The sequence below is a fragment of the Streptomyces sp. 840.1 genome (genome assembly GCF_003751445.1).
Classification (GTDB): domain Bacteria; phylum Actinomycetota; class Actinomycetes; order Streptomycetales; family Streptomycetaceae; genus Streptomyces.
The window spans coordinates 265,103-281,534 of the sequence record NZ_RJUU01000001.1; the positions used below are offsets into that span (position 1 = coordinate 265,103).

General features: G+C 71.0%; 11 protein-coding genes. 4 read left to right on the forward strand and 7 right to left on the reverse strand.

Annotated features, from left to right (window positions below; genetic code table 11):
- Positions 1-42: 42 nt before the first annotated feature.
- From serA to EDD93_RS01190, 6 genes are all read right to left on the reverse strand, one after another.
- Positions 43-1,635: a phosphoglycerate dehydrogenase gene (serA, locus tag EDD93_RS01165; protein ID WP_123523383.1), complete on the reverse strand. Its 1,593-nt coding sequence runs from the start codon at positions 1,633-1,635 to the stop codon at positions 43-45.
- A gap of 275 nt (positions 1,636-1,910) precedes the next feature.
- Positions 1,911-2,912: a ketol-acid reductoisomerase gene (ilvC, locus tag EDD93_RS01170; RefSeq protein WP_123523384.1), complete on the reverse strand. Its 1,002-nt coding sequence runs from the start codon at positions 2,910-2,912 to the stop codon at positions 1,911-1,913.
- Between the two features lie 98 nt (positions 2,913-3,010).
- A complete protein-coding gene (ilvN, locus tag EDD93_RS01175) occupies positions 3,011-3,538 on the reverse strand; it encodes an acetolactate synthase small subunit (protein WP_073738667.1) in 528 nt (175 codons plus the stop codon).
- Between the two features lie 23 nt (positions 3,539-3,561).
- A complete protein-coding gene (locus EDD93_RS01180; RefSeq protein ID WP_123523385.1) occupies positions 3,562-5,418 on the reverse strand; it encodes an acetolactate synthase large subunit in 1,857 nt (618 codons plus the stop codon).
- A gap of 217 nt (positions 5,419-5,635) precedes the next feature.
- Positions 5,636-8,476 carry a bifunctional diguanylate cyclase/phosphodiesterase gene (locus EDD93_RS01185; protein WP_123527526.1) on the reverse strand — a complete coding sequence of 947 codons (2,841 nt, stop codon included), beginning with the start codon at positions 8,474-8,476 and terminating at the stop codon, positions 5,636-5,638.
- A gap of 284 nt (positions 8,477-8,760) precedes the next feature.
- Complete coding sequence (locus EDD93_RS01190) at positions 8,761-9,723, reverse strand: 2-hydroxyacid dehydrogenase (protein WP_123523386.1); 963 nt, start codon at positions 9,721-9,723, stop codon at positions 8,761-8,763.
- A gap of 134 nt (positions 9,724-9,857) precedes the next feature.
- Here EDD93_RS01190 and EDD93_RS01195 point away from each other — a divergent pair, with 134 nt between their 5' ends.
- The 4 genes from EDD93_RS01195 to EDD93_RS01210 all read left to right on the forward strand — a co-directional run bounded on the left by EDD93_RS01195 (position 9,858) and on the right by EDD93_RS01210 (position 13,148).
- Positions 9,858-10,814: an aldo/keto reductase gene (locus EDD93_RS01195; protein WP_185092444.1), complete on the forward strand. Its 957-nt coding sequence runs from the start codon at positions 9,858-9,860 to the stop codon at positions 10,812-10,814.
- A gap of 257 nt (positions 10,815-11,071) precedes the next feature.
- Positions 11,072-12,271, forward strand: coding sequence for a sorbosone dehydrogenase family protein (locus EDD93_RS01200; protein ID WP_123523388.1), 1,200 nt, complete (start codon positions 11,072-11,074; stop codon positions 12,269-12,271).
- Positions 12,272-12,302: 31 nt separating this feature from the next.
- Positions 12,303-12,551 carry a DUF6191 domain-containing protein gene (locus tag EDD93_RS01205; RefSeq protein WP_123523389.1) on the forward strand — a complete coding sequence of 83 codons (249 nt, stop codon included), beginning with the start codon at positions 12,303-12,305 and terminating at the stop codon, positions 12,549-12,551.
- Between the two features lie 93 nt (positions 12,552-12,644).
- Complete coding sequence (locus EDD93_RS01210; RefSeq protein WP_123523390.1) at positions 12,645-13,148, forward strand: hypothetical protein; 504 nt, start codon at positions 12,645-12,647, stop codon at positions 13,146-13,148.
- A 68-nt stretch (positions 13,149-13,216) separates the two neighbouring features.
- Here the strand turns inward: EDD93_RS01210 and EDD93_RS01215 are convergent, their stop codons facing one another.
- Positions 13,217-16,381 (reverse strand): helix-turn-helix transcriptional regulator, encoded by a 3,165-nt coding sequence (locus tag EDD93_RS01215; RefSeq protein ID WP_185092445.1) that lies wholly within the window; start codon positions 16,379-16,381, stop codon positions 13,217-13,219.
- Positions 16,382-16,432 lie beyond the last annotated feature (51 nt).

Genomic DNA, 16,432 nt, shown 5'->3' on the forward strand with positions numbered 1-16,432 from the left:
TACGAGGGTTGCGGGACCGCTCAGTCGGTGTTGCGGGACCGCTCAGTCGGTGAGGTTGACCGAACGGGCCGAGGCCGCGCCGATCTCGGCCGAGATCTCGGCGAGCACCGACGGCGGGACGTCGTCGTCGACGGTGAGGACGACCAGCGCCTCGCCGCCCACGTCGGCCCGCGAGACCTGCATGCCGGCGATGTTCAGCCCGGCCTCACCGAGGATCTTGCCGACCGCGCCGACGACACCGGGGCGGTCGTCGTACCGCAGGACGACCATGTGGTCGGCCAGCGCCAGGTCCACGTCGTGGTCCCCGATCGCGACGATCTTCTGGTGGTGCTTGGGACCGGCCAGCGTGCCGGAGACCGCGATCTCCTCGCCACTGGCGAGGGTGCCGCGGACGGTGACCACGTTGCGGTGGTCGGGCGACTCGGAGCTGGTGGTGAGGCGGACCTCGACACCGCGCTCCTGCGCGAACAGCGGGGCGTTGACATAGCTGACGGTCTCGGCGACGACGTCCTCGAAGACGCCCTTGAGCGCGGAGAGTTCGAGCACCTTGACGTCGTGCTGGGTGATCTCGCCGTAGACCTCGACGTCGAGACGGGCCGCGACCTCGCCCGCGAGGGCGGTGAAGATCCGGCCGAGCTTCTCGGCGAGCGGCAGTCCGGGACGGACGTCCTCGGCGATGACGCCGCCCTGGACGTTGACCGCGTCGGGCACGAGCTCACCGGCGAGGGCCAGGCGGACGGACTTGGCGACGGCCACACCGGCCTTCTCCTGGGCCTCGTCGGTGGAGGCGCCGAGGTGCGGGGTGCAGACGACCTGGTCGAACTGGAACAGCGGGGAGTCCGTGCAGGGCTCCTTGGTGTACACGTCGAGCCCGGCGCCGGCGACGCGGCCCTCCTTGAGGGCGGAGGCGAGCGCCTCCTCGTCGACGATGCCACCGCGTGCGGCGTTGACGATCCGCACCGAGGGCTTCACCTTGTGCAGCGCCTCGTCACCGATCAGGCCGAGCGTCTCCGGGGTCTTGGGGAGGTGCACGGTGATGAAGTCGGAGACCTCGAGCAGCTCGTCCAGCGAGAGGAGCTTGACGCCCATCTGCGCGGCGCGCGCGGGCTGCACGTAGGGGTCGAACGCGACGATCTTCATGCCGAAGGCCGACATGCGCTGGGCGACCAGGACGCCGATGCGGCCGAGGCCGACGACACCGAGGGTCTTCTCGCTCAGCTCGACGCCGGTGTACTTGGAGCGCTTCCACTCGCCGTTCTTGAGGGCGGTGTTGGCCTGGGGGATGTTGCGCGCGGTGGCGACCAGCAGACCGCAGGCCAGCTCGGCGGCGGTGACGATGTTGGAGGTCGGCGCGTTCACGACCATCACACCGGCCTTGGTGGCCGAGGAAACATCGACGTTGTCCAGACCGACACCCGCGCGGGCGACGACCTTCAGCTTCTTCGCGGCGGCGATGGCCTCGGCGTCGACCTTGGTGGCGGAGCGCACCAGGATGGCGTCGACATCGACGATCGCGGGGAGGAGCTCGGCGCGGTCCGCGCCGTTGCAGTGCCGGATCTCGAAGTCCGGGCCCAGGGCGTCCACCGTGGCGGGCGACAGCTCTTCAGCGATGAGTACGACAGGTTTCGAGCTCACGTGAGTCCTCACAGGTCCAGTGCGGACGGCCGTCCCGACGGCCGCAGGCGGTGGAGGGGCTTGCCGCGTGGAAGACGCACGACACTGTGGGCCTGACGCGTGTATGTGTGGAGCAGTGTAGTCATGCGCGAGGACGCATACCGCGCCCCGTTGGAAGGATCACCCGCATGAGGCTGGACGACTTGTACACACGTACGACGCCGCCTCTTCCAGCGGTGAAGCGGGGCACAAGCCCGAAGGGGCGGACCCGGGGCCCGCCCCTTCGGGCTTCGGTGTTACGCGTCGTCGTCGTTGACCCAGCTCATGAGCTTGCGGAGCTCACGGCCCGTGGTCTCCAGCAGGTGGTCGCTGTCGGCCTTCTTGTACTCGTTGTACTTGGGCAGACCGTTGTGGTACTCCGCCATCCAGGCCTTGGCGAAGGTGCCGTCCTGGATCTCGGCGAGGACCTTCTTCATCTCGGCCTTGGTGGCGTCGGTGATGATGCGCGGGCCGGTGACGTAGTCGCCCCACTCGGCGGTCTCCGAGATGGACCAGCGCATCTTCTCCAGGCCGCCCTCGTACATGAGGTCCACGATGAGCTTCAGCTCGTGGAGGCACTCGAAGTACGCGATCTCCGGCTGGTAACCGGCCTCGGTCAGCGTCTCGAACCCGGCCTTCACCAGGGCGGCGGTGCCACCGCAGAGAACGGCCTGCTCGCCGAAGAGGTCGGTCTCGGTCTCCTCGGTGAACGTGGTCTTGATGACGCCGGCGCGGGTGCCGCCGATGCCCTTGGCGTACGAGAGCGCCAGCTCCAGGCCCTTGCCCGTGGCGTCCTGCTCGACGGCCACGATGCACGGAACGCCGCGGCCCTCCTCGTACTGGCGGCGGACCAGGTGACCCGGGCCCTTGGGGGCGACCATGCAGACGTCGACGCCCGCCGGCGGCTTGATGAAGCCGAAGCGGATGTTCAGGCCGTGGCCGAAGAACAGCGCGTCGCCGTCCTTGAGGTTGTCCTTGACGGACTCCTCGTAGACCTGGGCCTGGATCGGGTCAGGGACGAGGATCATGATGACGTCGGCCTCGGCGGACGCCTCGGCCGGGGTCACCACACGCAGGCCCTGCTCCTCGGCCTTCGCCTTGGACTTGGAACCCTCGTGCAGACCGACGCGGACGTCGACACCCGAGTCGCGCAGCGACAGCGCGTGGGCGTGGCCCTGGCTGCCGTAACCGAGGACCGCGACCTTGCGGCCCTGGATGATGGACAGGTCGGCATCGTCGTCGTAGAACAGCTCGGCCACTGGGTCTTCTCCTTGGTGTGCAGGTGTTGCGTCCCACCGTACGGCGGGGTGCGTCAGTTACGTTTTCGGGTCTCGCCATACGAGCGGCGAGGCGGCGGCTACGCCGTGCGGTCGAGGGCGCGCAGGGAACGGTCGGTGATCGAGCGCGCGCCACGTCCTATGGCGATGGTGCCGGACTGGACGAGCTCCTTGATGCCGTACTGCTCCAGCATCTTGAGCATCGCCTCCAGCTTGTCGGCTCCGCCGGTCGCCTCGATCGTGACGGCCTCCGGGGAGACGTCCACGGTCTTGGCGCGGAACAGCTGGACGATCTCGACGATCTGGGAACGGGTCTCGCTGTCGGCGCGGACCTTCACCAGGACGAGCTCGCGCTGGATCGCAGCGGCGGGCTCGAGTTCGACGATCTTCAGGACGTTGACCAGCTTGTTGAGCTGCTTGGTCACCTGCTCCAGGGGCAGGCCCTCGACATTGACCACAATGGTGATGCGGGAGATGTCGGGATGTTCGGTGGTACCGACCGCGAGCGAGTCGATGTTGAAGCCGCGGCGGGAGAACAGGGCGGTGATCCGGGCGAGGACACCGGGCTTGTTCTCGACCAGGACGGAGAGCGTGTGCTTGGTGGACATGGAAGTCGGTCTCTCTCTGTCTCTCAGTCGTCTTCGTTGTCGCCGAAGTCGGGGCGGACGCCCCGGGCGGCCATGACCTCGTCGTTGGAGGTGCCTGCGGCGACCATCGGCCACACCATGGCGTCCTCGTGGACGATGAAGTCGATGACGACCGGGCGGTCGTTGATCGAGTTGGCCTCGGCGATGACCTTGTCCAGGTCGGCCGGGTCCTCGCAGCGGATCGCGTAGCAGCCCATGGCCTCGGACAGCTTGACGAAGTCGGGCACCCGGGTGCCCTTCGCCGGAACGCCGTCCGTGTCGGTGCCGGAGTGCAGCACGGTGTTGGAGTAGCGCTGGTTGTAGAACAGGGTCTGCCACTGGCGGACCATCCCGAGCGCACCGTTGTTGATGATCGCGACCTTGATCGGGATGTTGTTGAGCGCGCAGGTGGTGAGTTCCTGATTGGTCATCTGGAAGCAGCCGTCGCCGTCAATCGCCCAGACCGTGCGGTCCGGCATGCCGGCCTTGGCACCCATCGCCGCCGGGACCGCGTACCCCATCGTCCCGGCGCCGCCGGAGTTCAGCCAGGTGGCGGGCTGCTCGTACTTGATGAAGTGCGAGGCCCACATCTGGTGCTGGCCGACGCCCGCCGCGAAGATCGTGTCCGGCGGGGCGAGCTCGCCCACGCGCTGGATGACCTGCTGCGGCGAGAGGCTGCCGTCCTCCGGCAGGTCGTAGCCGACCGGGTAGGTATCACGCCACCGGTTGAGGTCCTTCCACCAGGCTTCGTAGTCCCCGGTGTTGCCCTCGGTGTGCTCGGCCTGGACCGCCTGCACGAGATCGGCGATCACCTCGCGGGCGTCACCGACGATCGGCACGTCGGCGGCGCGGTTCTTGCCGATCTCCGCCGGGTCGATGTCGGCGTGCACGACCTTGGCGTACGGGGCGAAGCTGTCCAGCTTGCCGGTGACCCGGTCGTCGAACCGGGCACCGAGCGCGATGAGCAGATCGGCCTTCTGCAGCGCGGTGACGGCGGTGACCGCACCGTGCATACCGGGCATTCCCACGTGCAGCGGGTGGCTGTCGGGGAAGGAGCCGAGCGCCATCAGCGTGGTGGTGACGGGCGCTCCGGTCAGCTCGGCCAGCACCTTGAGTTCGGCGGTGGCCCCGGCCTTCATGACGCCGCCGCCGACATACAGCACGGGGCGCTTGGCCTGGACGATGAGCTTGGCGGCCTCGCGGATCTGCTTGGCGTGCGGCTTGGTGACGGGCCGGTAGCCGGGCAGGTCCTGGGTGGGCGGCCAGCTGAAGGTGGTCTTCGCCTGGAGCGCGTCCTTGGCGATGTCGACCAGGACCGGTCCCGGACGGCCGCTGGAGGCGATGTGGAAGGCCTCGGCGATCGTGTGCGGGATGTCCTCGGCCTTGGTGACCAGGAAGTTGTGCTTGGTGACCGGCATCGTGATGCCGACGATGTCCGCCTCCTGGAAGGCGTCGGTCCCGATGGCGGCGGAGGCCACCTGCCCGGTGATCGCGACGATCGGCACCGAGTCGAGGTAGGCGTCGGCGATCGGCGTGACCAGGTTGGTCGCGCCGGGGCCGCTCGTCGCCATGCAGACGCCGACCTTGCCGGTGGCCTGCGCGTAACCGGTGGCCGCGTGGCCGGCGCCCTGCTCGTGACGGACCAGCACGTGGCGGACCCGGGAGGAGTCCATCATCGGGTCGTACGCCGGAAGAATGGCGCCGCCGGGAATGCCGAATACCGTGTCGGCCCCCACCTCCTCGAGGGAGCGGATGAGGGACTGAGCGCCCGTGACGTGCTCAACGGTGGCGGACGACGATCCGCCGTTACGGGCGCGCGGCTGGGGATGGTGGGCCCCGGTGGCCTGCTCGGTCATCGGCATTCTCTTCTCGAAGCTGAGGGTTTTTGCGAGTGTTTTACGACGTTTTGCGTAGTACCGGTGCAACAAAAAACCCCTCGTGCCGTGAGGCAAGCGAGGGGAGCGCGCCGGTGCGGTCTGCAGAGTGTCAGTGAGGGACTCTGCTTCAGCCGACGCGCTTTCCAAGTACGAGAATTCGGGTGCGCATGGCATTGACCCTCTCTCCGACGCACTCGGCGTGTCAAGTGGGTGGGACGGGCGTCTCAGCATGTGAGCCGGTGAGGAGCGGGATCGAGCCGCCCGCCAGGACCGGCTGCGCGGGGCCGCCACCGGGCACCGGGAACTCGCCGCGGACCAGGGCGCGGCGCAGCCGGTACTCGTCCAGAGGCCCGGAGAAGGCCATTCCCTGGCCGTGCGTACAGCCCATGGCGCGCAGCGCGAGGACCTGCTCCGGTACGTCGACGCCGTCGGCCACGGACTGCATGCCGAGGTCGCACGCGATACGCAGCAGCCCGCTGGTGATCTTGTGCAGCCGGGCGGACTCGACGACGCCCTCGACCAGGCCCCGGTCCAGTTTCAGTACGTCGATGGGGAGCCGGCGCAGGGCGTTGATCGCGGCGTAGCCGCTGCCGAAGCCGTCGAGTGCGATGCGCACGCCGAGCCGGCGCAGGGCGACAAGCCGTTGTTCGAGTTCGTCGAAGGAGACTCTCGGGTCGCTGTCGGAGACCTCGATCATCAGCGCCCCCGACGGCAGCCCGTAGCGAGTGAGCAGTGCCTCGACGGAGCCGAAGGGCAGGCCCTTGTCGAGCAGCCTGCGGGCGGAGAGCCGGACGGCTACGGAGACCTGGTGTCCGGCGCGGGCCCGGTCGGCGGCCTGCTCGACGGCCTCTTCGAGGAGCCAGCGGCCCAGCTCGGCGGTGCGGTCGCTGTCCTCGGCGACGCGGAGGAACTCGGCGGGGGTGAAGAGGATGCCCTGGGCGGAGCGCCAGCGGGCCTGTGCGGCGACGGCGGCGACCGTACCGCTGGTCAGATGCACCACGGGCTGGTGGAGGAGCGCGAACTCGCCGTCGCGCAGGGCGGTGCGCAGCCGGGCTGCCAGTTCGGAGCGGCGTACCACCTCGGCCTGCATCTGCGGGGCGTACAGCTCGACGCGGTCCTTGCCGCCGGCCTTGGCGCGGTACATGGCGAGGTCGGCGTTGCGCATGAGGTCGTTGGGGGTGATGGCGGGCTCCGCGAAGGCGACGCCGATGGAGGCGGTGACCCGGACCTCGCCCGCGCCGATCCGGTAGGGCCGGGAGAGGGTGAGGCGCAGCCGGTCGGCGATCTCGTGGACCTGGTACTCGCGGGCGGTCTGCTCGCGGCTGCCGTCCCCCACGATGAGGGCGGCGAACTCGTCACCGCCGAGCCTGGCCGCGGTGTCCCCGGCGCGCACGGAGTCCTGGAGGCGGCGGGCGGCCTGGATGAGGAGCTCGTCGCCCGCCTGGTGGCCGAGCCGGTCGTTGGCGGCCTTGAAGCCGTCGAGGTCGATGAAGAGCACGGCGGTGCCCGCGTCGCCGGACCGGCGGCCGCTCAGGGTGCGGCGGACCCGGTCGGTGAACAGGGCGCGGTTCGGCAGGTCGGTGAGCGGGTCGTGCTCCGCGTTGTGCTGCAACTGGGCCTGCAGCCTGACCCGTTCGGTGACGTCGCGGCTGTTGAGGATCAGCCCGCCCTGGTGGCGGTTGACGGTGGACTCGACGTTCAGCCATTCGCCGCTGCCGGACCTGAAGCGGCACTCGATACGGGTGGTGGGCTCCTCGGCCGGCGGGGCGGCGAGGAAGCGGCGCACCTCGTGCACCACCGCGCCCAGGTCGTCGGGGTGGATGATCGAGGAGAGCTCGGCGCCGATCAGGTCGTCGGCCTCACGCCCGTAGACGCCGGAGGCGGCGGGGCTGACGTAGCGGAGTATGCCGGTGGGGGCGGCGATCATGATGACGTCGCTGGAGCCCTGCACCAGGGAGCGGAAGTGGTTCTCCTTCTGGGCCAGTTCCTGGGTGAGGGCGATGTTGTCGACGAGCATGATGCCCTGCCGGACGACCAGCGCCAGCACCACCGTGCACCCGGTGAAGACCACCACCCGGTCCACCCTGCGGCCCTCGATGACGTTGTAGAGGATGCCCAGGGTGCACACGGCGGCGGCGAGATAGGGCGTGAGCGCGGCCAGCGATCCGGCGATGGGGCGGCTGGTGGTACGGGGCGGTGCGGCCCGCTCCTGGACAGCGTTGTCCTCCTCGCGGCCGGCGCCCCAGGGCGCGTAGGCCAGGAGCAGCGAACCGGCGAACCAGCCCGCGTCGAGCAACTGGCCCGAGTGGTACGTCTGGCGCAGCAGCGGCGAGGTGAACAGGGCGTCGCACAGGACGGTCAGGGCGAGGGCGGCGATGGCGGTGTTCACCGCGGCGCGGTTGACGCTGGAGCGCCGGAAGTGCAGCGCCAGGACCATGGAGACCAGCACGATGTCCAGCAGCGGGTAGGCCAGCGAGAGCGCCGCCCGCGCCACGCTGGCGCCCTCGACGTCCGCCAGATGCGCTGTGTGGGCGAGGGCGAGGCTCCAGGAGAGTGTGAGGAGCGATCCGCCGATCAGCCAGGAGTCGAGTGCCAGGCAGACCCAGCCGGCCCGGGTGACGGGGCGCTTGGCGAGGACGAGCAGCCCGACGATCGCGGGCGGCGCGAAGCAGAGGTAGAAGAGATCCGCGAGGGAGGGGCTCGGCACGGGGAGCCCGCGCACGAACTCGTACCACCCCCAGACCGCGTTGCCCCCTGCGGCCATCAGCGAGGAGAGCGAGAACAGCAGCCAGGCGGGCCGGAAGCGGTTGTCCGCCGCGCGGGCGAACAGGAAGCAGGAGACGGCGGCCGCCAGGGCGGCGGTGCTGAGGCCGAAGTCGCCCATGAAGAGCGCCATCCGCGCCGAGCCCCAGCCCAGCCCGGCACCCACCGCGTATCCGGCGCAGGCGAGGCCGAGGAGGAGCTGGGGCAGGAGCGCGGGCGTCCTGCCGACGGCCGACCGCCGGGCCGGCAGGGCTCCGCGGGTGCTCGCCGGCGCGCTCACCGGGGTGCCCCCGCGGTCGCCGGGCGGAGGCGGCGCCGGCGCACCGGACGCGCCGCCGTCCGTCCGTGGCCACCCCGCCGTGTCGGATCGTTCGCCCATCGGCCGTACATCGCCCGTCGCCCCCTCGCGTGTGGCTTCCTCCCCGGCGCCGTCCCTTCCACGGCGCAGCCTCCCTTTCGGGACGATACACCAGACTCGTCACGCAGGGACATAGTTCCTCTACTCTCCGTGACGACCTGGGGAGTTGTCGCCCGCGAGGACCGCGGAGAGCGCCTGCGGCGCGGTCAGCCGGTGGTGCGCACGACGTTGTGGAGCGGCTCTCCGGCGGCGAACCGGCTGAGCTGTCCGGCGATCAGCCGCTCGGCCCGGGGCAGGAACGCCGAAGTGCTGCCGCCCACATGCGGAGTGATCAGGACGTTCGGAGCATGCCAGAGGGGATGGCCGGAAGGCAGTGGTTCCGGGTCGGTGACGTCGAGTGCGGCGTGCAGCCGGCCGGACTCGAGTTCGGAGAGCAGGGCCTTGGTGTCGACGACGCCGCCCCGGGCGACGTTCACCAGCAGTGCTCCGTCCCGCATCGCCGCGAGGAAGTCCGCGCTCACCAGCCCCTGTGTGGAGGGGTTCAGCGGGGTGGACAGAATCACGATGTCGGCCTCGGGCAGCAACGCGGGCAGGTCGTCGAGCGTATGTACGGGCCCGCGTGCGGTTGTCCGCGCAGAGCGTGCGACGCGCGCCACCCGCGCGCACTCGAAGGGTGCGAGCCGGTCCTCTATCGCGGAGCCGATCGATCCGTACCCCACGATCAGCACCGACTTGTCGGCCAGCGCCGGGTAGAACCCGGCCCGCCACTCCTCCTTGTCCTGGCCGCGCACGAACCCGGGGAAGCCGCGCAGGGAGGCGAGGATCAGGGCGAGGGTCAGTTCGGCGGTGGACGCCTCGTGAACCCCCTTGGCGTTGCACAGCCGTACACCGGCGGGCAGCAGGCCGAGCCCCGGCTCGACGTGGTCGATGCCCGCGGAGAGGGTCTGCACGACCTGTACCGAGCTCATCCCGGCGAGCGGACGGACCGCGACCTGGGGGCCCTTCATGTACGGAACGACGTAGAACGCGCAGTGCGCGGGATCGGCCGGGTAGTCCTGCTCACCGTTCCAGAAACGGTAGTTGAGACCCTCGGGGAGCCCCTCGATCCCGTCGGCCTCGATCGGCAGCCACACTTCGGGGGCGGCGGTGGAATTCGTGGTGGAAGTCATGGTCAGGAGGCTATGCGACGGCGCGCGGGGAGCAGAGGTTAGTTTGTGGGTGCGGAGTGTGGCCCCGTGCCGGCGGGGCCGAGGAAGGGTTCGGGGAGTTGGAGCGCAGGAGTCTGGGCGCGGCGGCGCTCGCCGTGGGCGCGGTCGGTCTCGGCTGCATGCCGATGAGCTGGGCCTACGGCGCCTCGCAGCAGCGGGGCGACGGCGCGTTGCGCACGGTGCACGCGGCGCTCGACGCGGGCGTCCAATTGCTCGACACGGCCGACATGTACGGCCCGTTCACCAATGAACTGCTGTTGGGGCGGGCGCTGAAGGGGCGCCGTTCGGAGGCCTTCGTCTCCACCAAGTGCGGGCTGCTGGTGGGTGATCAGCACATCGTGGCCGACGGCCGGCCCGGCTATGTGCGGCGGGCGTGCGACGCCTCGTTGCGCCGTCTGCAGACCGATGTGATCGATCTGTACCAACTGCACCGGGCCGACCCGGATGTGCCGGTCGAGGAGACCTGGGGCGCGATGGCGGAGCTGGTGGCGGCGGGGAAGGTCCGGGCGCTGGGGCTGTGCGCGGTGGGGGCGCGGGCCTCGCGCCGGCCGGGGGCGCGGATGCACGACGGAACGATCCGCCAGCTGGAACGAGTCCAGCAGGTCTTCCCGGTCAGCGCGGTGCAGGCGGAGCTCTCGGTGTGGTCGCCGCAGGCGCTGGACTCGCTGCTGCCGTGGTGTGCGGCACGGGGTGTGGGGTTCCTGGCGGCGATGCCGCTGGGGAACGGGTACCTGACGGGGACGCTCACGCCGGGGCAGGGCTTCGAGCCGGAGGATCTGCGGGCCAGGCATCCACGGTTCACCGCCGAGATGATGGCGGCGAACCAGCCGGTGCTGGTGGGCCTGCGGCGGGTGGCCGGCCGGCACGGGGCGACGCCCGCGCAGGTGGCGCTGGCCTGGGCGCTGCGGCAGGGCCCGCAGGTGGTTCCGGTGCCCGGGACCAGGCGGGAGCGCTGGGCGGTGGAGAACGCGGGGGCGGCCGGTCTGACGCTGACGGAGCGGGACCTGGCTGAGATGGACCGGCTGCCGCCGGCACGGGAGTCGTGGGACTGAGCGGGAGGCCCGTGGCCCCGGCCCCGGTCCCCGACCTCTCGTCCCCGATCTCTGATCTCTGATCTCTGATCGAGAAAGTCGGCCGTCATCGGGCACCTGGGGCCGGGCTGCGGTGTAAGAACAGTAGGCAGGCGGCCGTCGAAGGGATCGGTGCGGTGTTCGGATCTGAGCAGGACCCGGTGGGGCGTGACACGGCGTCTCACGGGAGTGGTCGCCTCACGCGGCTGAGTACGGCACGGCGGAGTACGGGGGCGGGAGTGCGGCGGGGTGCGGTCGCCCTGCTGGCGAGCGGTGCCCTGCTGCTGGCCGCGGGATGTTCGTCGCAAGAGGGGGCGGAGAGCACGGCGGGCCAGGGAGCGAGCTCACCGACCGGGTCGCCGAAGGCCGGATCGAGCAAGCCGGCCCCGCCCTCGCCGTCCGCCTCACGTCCTGCGGCCGATCTGCCGCCCGCGAAGGGCTCGGTGAAGGTGGTCTCGACCCTCACGAAGGGACTGGACTCCCCTTGGGGCCTCACGGCCCTGCCGGACGGTGACCTGCTGGTGTCCTCGCGCGACAAGGGGACGATCACCAGGGTGGACGCGAAGAGCGGGAAGAAGACGTTGCTGGGCACCGTGCCCGGGGTGGCCCCCGACGGGGAGGGCGGGCTCCTGGGTATCGCGGTCTCCCCCACCTTCGGCACGGACCACCTGGTGTACGCGTACTTCACCACAGCGTCGGACAACCGCATCGCCCGCATGCTCTACGACGAGAAGGGCACGACACCCGGTCAGCTGCTGGGCGCCCCCGACACGATTCTGCGGGGCATCCCGAAAGGCTCCATCCACAACGGGGGGCGGATCGCCTTCGGCCCGGACCACATGCTGTACGCGGGGACGGGCGAGACGGGGGACCACGGCTACGCGCAGGACAAGAACTCGCTTGCCGGCAAGATCCTCCGGATGACGCCGGACGGCGAGCCGCTGCACGGCAATCCGCAGGCCGACTCCGTGGTGTATTCCTACGGTCACCGCAATGTGCAGGGCCTCGCCTGGGACAGCCACAAGCAGCTGTGGGCCTCCGAATTCGGCCAGGACACCTGGGACGAGCTGAACCGGATCGTGCCAGGTGGGAACTACGGCTGGCCGGACGCCGAGGGCAAGACGGGCGAGAAGGGTTTCATCGACCCCGTGGCACAGTGGAAGACGTCCGAGGCGTCCCCGAGCGGTATCGCCTTCGCCAAGGGTTCCATCTGGATGGCCGGTCTGCGAGGTGAGCGGCTCTGGCGGATTCCGCTCTCCGGGGACGAGAGCAAGGAACCTCTGGCGGCCCCGCAGTCGTTCCTGAAGGGGAAGTACGGCCGTCTGCGCACAGTGCTGGCGGCGGGCGGAAACAAGCTCTATCTCGTCACGAGCGAGACGGACACCCGTGGCACCCCGAAGCCGGAAGACGACAGGATCCTGGTGCTGGAGGTGCGGTAGCGGCTACAGCAGGCGGAAGGGTGCGCGGCCCGTGTTCAACTTCTTCGAGGAACTCTTCGCACCCGGCCGCAAGCACGCTGCCGAGGAACAGCGGCGGCTGGAGCTGAGCCGGGTGGATCTCGGCATCGGTGACCCGGCGCGCGGCCCGATAGACCTCACCTCGGGCAAGGTGGTGGTCCGCCGGCCCGACACCGGGGACGCGGATGCCGACGCTGACGCCGATGGCGATGCCGATGCAGGGGGTGCGGCGGCGCCCCGGGGCGCCGGGGCCGGGGACTGATCGGGCGGCGCACGGTCCCCCGCAATCAGCCTCGCCCTCCGCTGCCCCCGCCGTTCAGTCCCCCGTTTCCGTACAACAGAAGGAGGTCAGCGCGTGTCCGCGCTGGAGTTCTACGCCCGGGTCGCGATCAGCTGCGACGTGCTCGGGGCAGGGGTCGGCGACAGCCCCGACAGCTGGGAAGCCGCTCTGGGGGACGATTGCCTCAACGTCCCCGGCCGGGGCATGCTGCGGCGGGACCACGGCCTGGTGGAGATCAACTTCGCACCGGACCAACTGGGCCGAATGTCCTGCGTGGGCTTCGGGGTAAAGACGCATCGGCTGCTGCGCGACCATTCCCCGCAGACCGTACCGGCACCGCTCTCGCAGAGGTACGGGACCTTCGCCCGCCGCCTCCGGTACGAGGAGCTCGAGGCGGCCGTCCTGGCCGCGGGGCGCGTGTTCGAGCTGGAGGACGAGTCCCGTGACGTGCGCCGGTACCGCGTGCCGGAGTCCCGTGCCCGCGTCACCGTCATCGTCGACCCCGATCCGTACGGCACGGGCGACCCCGATCCGCACAGTCATCGGGCGGGCGATGTCTGGTCCGTCGACGTGTGGTGACCGGCCCGGCCGCGAAGCCGGGAAGCGACGAATCCGCGAAGCCGCGAAGCCACGCGCCGCAAGAGCGTCTAGGAGCCCGTCGGTGTGCGGTAGAGGCGCAGGCGGTGGGCGAGCGCCGCTGCCTCGCCCCGGCTGGCCACCCCGAGCTTGGCCAGGATGTTGGAGACGTGCACGCTCGCGGTCTTGGGCGAGATGTACAGCTCCTCGGCGATCCTGCGGTTGGTGTGGCCGTCCGCGACGAGCCGGTGCACGTCCTGCTCGCGCCGGGTCAGCCCGAAGGACTCCACCGCGGCGGCGGCCGCGGCCCTGAGCTGCTCCTCGGAGTGGTCCCTGCCGGTGGTCTGCTCGCCGGCGCCGCCGTCCGGGACCGTGACGGCCTCCACGATCTCCGCCCCGGAGCCTGAGCGGAAGCCGGTGCCGTGGGGTCCGTCGGGGGCCACGAGCGTGATGCGGGCACGGCCGGCCAGCAGCTCGATGGTCTCGGTCAGCGGGCGCGCGCCCAGGCGCAGGGACGTGCCGTGGGCCTCGCGCAGCAGGGCGGTGGCCGTGGCGCGGTCGGCGGAGGCCACGAGGAGCGCCTCGGCCCAGCGGTGACGGACCTGGGCCAGTTCGTACGGGCGGTCCAGCGGCGCGAAGGCCTTGGCCGCGAGCGACCAGTGGTCAGGGGTGTCGAGGCCCTCGGCTCGGGCCAGTTCGGCATCGACGAGCACACCGTAGGCCGCCCATACCGGGACGAGCATCGGCAGCCGCTTGAGGTGGGTGCGGATCAGCGCGAGGTTCGCCGGCCGGCCCGGCTCGGTGGCGGGCAGGCCTCGGGCGTCGGCCTCGGCCGCCGCGACGACGTGCAGCAGGGGCAGCGCGTACCGCTGGGTGCCGGTGGGGAAGCCGGCCTCCGCCTGTGCCTCGAAGGCCGTCCGGGCCTCGCTGAGGCGGCCCTGCTGCACGGCGAGGGTGATGGTGTGGCGCACGGCGTTGATGAAGTGCTGGGGCTGCGGGTCGCGGGAGCCGAAGCTTCGCTTGTTCAGCGCGAGTTGCCGTTCGGCCTCGTCGAAGTCTCCGCGTGCCAGGGCCACTTCGGTGCGGCGGGCGGCGACCAGGCCCTGGGCCTTGCGGGACTGCGCGACCCGGGCGGCGGCCTCGGTCGTGGCCAGGGCCTCGTCCCAGTGGCCGAGCGAGTACAGGGACATCGCCTGGTTGGTGCGGACCCAGGCCTCCGTGTCGGCTATGCCGTGGCTGTGGCAGATCTCGATCCCGTGGTCGGCGGCGGCCACCGCTTCCAGGGAACGGCCCACGGCTTCGAGGGTCGAGGGGAGGTTGATGCTCGCGCGGCCCATGATGCCGACGAGGCACAGCTCGTCGGCCCGGTCACGGACGGCGTACATCTCCGCGATGCTGCCGTCGACGTCTCCGGCTTCGGCGGTCAGCCAGCCCCGGGTGAGCCGGGCGTGCAGCTCGATGTACTCGTCACCGACCAGCCGGGCGTACTCCACGGCCCGGTCCGCGGCGACCAGCGTGTCGGCGCCGGGGCGGTGCAGAGCGCCCCAGCCGGCCACCATCATCAGCACGTCGGCGTGCACGGCCGACGGGGGCAGCCCGCGGACGAGCTCCTCGGCGGTGGCCAGTTCCTCCCAGCCGTCGCCGCGGGCGAGATCCTGGACGAGCCGGGAGCGCTGGACCCAGAACCAGGCGGCGCGCAGCGCGTCGTTCTCGCCCTCCAGGATGCGCAGGGCCTTCTTGCAGAGGGTGAGGGCCCGTTCGCGGTCGCTGCCGAAGCGGGCGGCGACCGTGGCCTCCGCCATCAGGTCGATGTACCTCAGCGGGGTGGCGCTGTCGCAGCCGCAGGCCGGGTAGACCTCGGCGTAGTCGATGGGGCGCAGCGTGCCGCGTACCTCTTCGGGGGCGTCGTCCCACAGCTCCATGGCCCGTTCCAGCAGGCGCAGCTGCTCGGAGAAGGCGTTGCGGTGGCGGGCTTCGACCGAGGCCCTCAGTACGGCCGGCAGGGCCTTGGCCGCATCGTGTGCGCCGTACCAGTAGCTGGCCAGGCGGGTGGCGCGTTCCCCGTCGCGGACGAGGGTGGGGTCGGCCTCCAGGGCCTCGGCGTAACGGCGGTTGATGCGGGAGCGTTCGCCCGGCAGCAGGTCGTCGCTGACGGCCTCGCGGACCAGGGAGTGCCGGAAGCGGTAGCCGTTGCCCTCCGGGGTGGTGAGCAGCAGGTTGGCGCCGACCGCTCCGCGCAGGGCTTCGATGAGGTCGTCCTCGGTGAGGCCGGCGACGGCGGCCAGCAGCTCGTACTCGACGGTGGAACCGCCTTCGGCCACGACCCGCGCGACCCGTTGCGCGTCGTCGGTGAGCGTTTCGACCCGGACCAGGAGGAGGTCGCGCAGCGAGTCGGGGACTCCGGCGCCGTCACCGCACTCCAGGCTGCAGGCGAGCTCCTCGACGAAGAAGGCGTTGCCGTCGGATCGCTCGAACACCTCGTCCACCAGGGTGGGTTCGGGGGCGTCGGCGAGGATTCCGGCGAGCTGGCGGCGGACCTCGGCCCGGTTGAAGCGGGCGAGCTCGATGCGGCGGACGGTACGGAGGCGGTCCAGCTCGGCCAGGAGCGGGCGCAGCGGGTGGCGGCGGTGGATGTCGTCGGCCCGGTAGGTGCCGACGACGACGAGGCGGCCGGTGCGCAGCGTACGGAACAGGTAGGCGAGGAGGTGCCGGGTGGAGGCGTCGGACCAGTGCAGGTCCTCCAGGACCAGGACGACGGTCCGCTGCGCCGAGATGCGCTCCAGCAGCCGGCCGGTGAGCTCGAAGAGCCGGGCGGTGCCGTGCTCGTCGGCCGAGTCCAGGCCCGGTTCGCCGAGTTCGGGAAGGAGCCGGGCCAGTTCGCTCTCCTGACCGGCGCAGGCGGCGGCCATCTCGTCCGGGAGCGTGCGGCGCAGGGCGCGCAGGGCGGCGGAGAACGGGGCGTAGGGCAGGCCGTCCGCGCCGATCTCCACACAGCCGCCCACGGCGACGACGGCCCCGCGGCGGGCCGCCACGGCGAGGAACTCCTCGACCAGACGGGTCTTGCCGACGCCCGCCTCGCCGCCGACGAGCAACGCCTGCGGTTCCCCGCAGACGCAGCCGTCCGGGCCTGCGCCCCCGGCGGTGGCGCGGGCGAGCGCGTCGGTGAGTGAGGTGAGTTCACTTGCGCGGCCGACGAACACGGGACTGACTGACCTGGTCTCCACGGAGCCGAGCATCGCATACACGTCTGACAACTCGGATCCGGGAAGCCGCCTGGACATCGGTTT